Annotated in this window: 5 protein-coding genes and 1 pseudogene; 1 reads left to right on the top strand and 5 read right to left on the bottom strand. The window is 41.7% G+C overall.

Annotated features, from left to right (window positions below):
* Positions 1 to 449 (top strand): annotated as a pseudogene (locus AC1DPQ_RS23370) (acyl transferase); the annotation flags it as partial.
* 3 nt (positions 450 to 452) lie between these two features.
* Here AC1DPQ_RS23370 and AC1DPQ_RS23365 read toward each other — a convergent pair.
* From AC1DPQ_RS23365 to AC1DPQ_RS23345, 5 genes are all read right to left on the bottom strand, one after another.
* Positions 453 to 890 carry a Fur family transcriptional regulator gene (locus AC1DPQ_RS23365; protein WP_057932600.1) on the bottom strand — a complete coding sequence of 146 codons (438 nt, stop codon included), beginning with the start codon at positions 888 to 890 and terminating at the stop codon, positions 453 to 455.
* 20 nt (positions 891 to 910) lie between these two features.
* The gene (locus AC1DPQ_RS23360) at positions 911 to 1,351 is read right to left on the bottom strand and encodes a hypothetical protein (RefSeq protein ID WP_477611030.1); all 441 of its coding nucleotides are present in this window, start codon (positions 1,349 to 1,351) and stop codon (positions 911 to 913) included.
* A 5-nt stretch (positions 1,352 to 1,356) separates the two neighbouring features.
* The gene (locus AC1DPQ_RS23355; protein ID WP_477582126.1) at positions 1,357 to 1,791 is read right to left on the bottom strand and encodes a hypothetical protein; all 435 of its coding nucleotides are present in this window, start codon (positions 1,789 to 1,791) and stop codon (positions 1,357 to 1,359) included.
* A complete protein-coding gene (locus AC1DPQ_RS23350; RefSeq protein ID WP_477582128.1) occupies positions 1,791 to 2,228 on the bottom strand; it encodes a hypothetical protein in 438 nt (145 codons plus the stop codon). The genes AC1DPQ_RS23355 and AC1DPQ_RS23350 overlap by 1 nt, the downstream gene beginning before the upstream one ends.
* Before the next feature lie 19 nt (positions 2,229 to 2,247).
* A partial coding sequence (locus AC1DPQ_RS23345) for an ABC transporter permease (protein WP_477611029.1) occupies positions 2,248 to 2,906 on the bottom strand: 659 nt, incomplete at its 5' end.

The raw sequence follows: 2,906 nt of genomic DNA, 5'->3' as shown, positions 1-2,906 counted from the left end.
GTGTTACTTATGCCCTGCTCGATTTTATAGAACAGTTTGAAATCGATTTCCCCGAGCTGATTGTAATGGAAACGGGAGGAATGAAAGGGAAACGTAAAGAAATGGTTCGGGAAGAACTTCATGAACAATTGACCAAAGGGTTCGGCGTAAGTGCGATCCATAGCGAATATGGAATGACCGAGCTACTTTCTCAGGCTTATTCTTTGGGTGAAGGTATCTTTAACTGCCCCAGCTGGATGAAGGTTTTGATCCGCGACACCAACGATCCTTTAAGTTTGATGGCGAATGGCAGGACTGGTGGTATCAATGTAATCGATCTGGCCAATCTCAATTCTTGTTCATTTATTGCTACGCAGGATTTGGGCAGAATAAATCCTGATCAAAGTTTTGAAGTATTGGGCAGGTTTGACAATGCCGATATCAGGGGTTGTAATCTTTTGGTGCAGTAAACTTTAATTTACCTTATCCGAACAGCTTGCGCATAAACCGGTAGCAATCAGGTTAAGGTGTTCTACTTTAAATCCTGCCGGAACTTTTAATGCCGGAATTTTAACGGTATCCAAACAGTAAATTTTATGACAGTTATCGCAGTTAAAATGCACATGTTCATCATGGTGTTCGTGTGCACTGCAGCCATCAGAACAGATGGCATAATTGGCTGTGCCCTGCTGATCTAAAACCTTATGTATAATCCCTTTTTCTTCAAAAGCCTGCAAAACACGGTATAAAGTAACCCGGTCAGCATTCTTGCCCATCACCTGCTCCAAGTAAGGCTGAGATGTTGCAGAATCTCTTCCACTCAAAATCTCCAGCACCTGCAAACGTGGGGCAGTTCTTTTTAGTCCGTTTTTAACCAAAAGTTTTTCGAAACGTGCTGTTTTGTTTTCCATAGCAATACAAAAATAAGCAATTAATTAATCAGTTTGGCATGCTTGATGCTTATTGGGGGTGCATAGCTCGCATCTTTTTGCTCTAATTTCAAAACCCCTCTAACCCGGATAGGTTTTTCACTATACGGTACTGCATTTTCCATCTCTATCATAATCATTACCGGAATACCATTTTGCCCACAAAAATAACATTGGTTAATGGGCAGGGTTGCCAAAAGAAATTTTTGTTGTTTCTGTCCGCTTTTTATAGGGATCAGGTAACCTGTTAAATCAAACTCCCTATTCTCAAAACGTCTGATCGATTCAGTAAACAGGGGCAAAAGTTCGTTCTTTTCGGTGAGTTCAAATTTCACCGAGCCGATTACATCCCAGTTCAAAGATCGCAACTGATCTTTTGGGTTGTGCTTTTGCGTTTGTGCACTAACTGAGCAAACGGAAAACAGAAAGAAAATAAAATGCAAATATCTCATCGTTTTATAGCATCTAAAAGAAAAAAAGTAGATCGGCTATCACCAGAATCGTTGATTATAAATTTGCCTTTCAGGGTAATGGGCTCTTCGGTCCAGGTAATCGGTTTTAAAGTCTTCACTTCTATCATCGAAGGGATATCGCCCGTGCCGCAATACGGGCAGGAGGCAATGGGCACAATAGAAAACATAAACTCGCTGAAGCTATTGCCAACTTTAGTAGGGATAATATACCCAGGGATTTCAATGATCTTGTTGTTGATTGCCTTTAATGCAGGTGGAAAAACAGCCTGCCAAACCAATGGTTTTACCTGCTTATCGTACTTTAAGCCAATCAGGTTCCAGGTGGGCGTGCGCATATCGGTATGTACATTTACCTGCGCAACAGCTGTAAAAGAGATCAATGTCAATAAAACCGTTATATATTTTTTCATCATAACTGTTTTGCATTTAAAAGAAAAAACTCGCTCCTATCATCACCCGAATCGTTAATAACGAATATCCCTTTCAGTTTGATCGGTTTTTCGGTAATGGGAATAGCCGTTAACATTTTCACCTGCACCATTGATGGAATATCGCCCGAGCCGCAGTACGGACAGGAGGCAATGGGTACAATAGAGAACATAAATTCGCTAAATTTCGACCCTACCTTTGTGGGAATGATGTAACCAGGCAGCTCAATAACCTTATTGTGTAATGCCTTTAATGCAGGTGGAAAAACGCTTCCCCATTTCTTCGGAGCAATTTCGGCATCATACCTTAAACCGATCAGGTTCCAGGTAGGCGTGCGCATGTCGGTATGTACCTTAACCTGCGCCGCTACTACGTGGATAACTAAACATGAAACAACCAATAAAAGCAATTTCTTCATCGTATTAACCTCAACCGGGTTAGCTGTTTTTGGTTAAAGTTTCGGCAATATCAACCTTGTAAATCTGCATAGCAGGAATAAGCGAGGCTAAAGCGCCGATAAACAGCCCGATCCAGATTAAATATACTTCCTGTGGAATTGCAGTAAGCCCTGTTAATTTTGCCTGAGAAGATTCCTGATAGGCACCGATTACCTCAAGGGCAACATGCCCGATCAACAAACCCAAACAGGCGCCGATAAATGTAACCAAAACCCCTTCAAACATGACCAGGAAAAAGAGTTTCGATTTTGATGCACCAAGACAGCGCATAATGGCCAGGTCGTATTTCCGTTCTTTCATGGCGTTATAAAGGCTGATAAAAATACTCAGGGCAGCAATCCCCATAATAAATATGGCGAACCATTGTAACGTATCAATCCCAACACCGATCAGTGAAAACAACCTTGCACTTTCCATCGCCGGAGAGGCCGCCTGCATGTTTGTACTTTGGTTAACCATCCGCGGGAAAAGAATCACCGACATTGGCGATTTATACTGGATCAGCAAGGCTGTAATCTGTTTATCGTTAATCTCTTTGGCTTCTCCTCCAGAAACGTGGCTATGGCCCTCAACATGCTTCTCTTCATGCATTTTATAAACACTGCCAATATTAGTGAGGATCAGATTATCGGTTATAT

The sequence above is a fragment of the Pedobacter sp. 01T416_2 genome, assembly GCF_056398925.1.
This window is presented reverse-complemented; position numbering and strand designations above follow the sequence as displayed.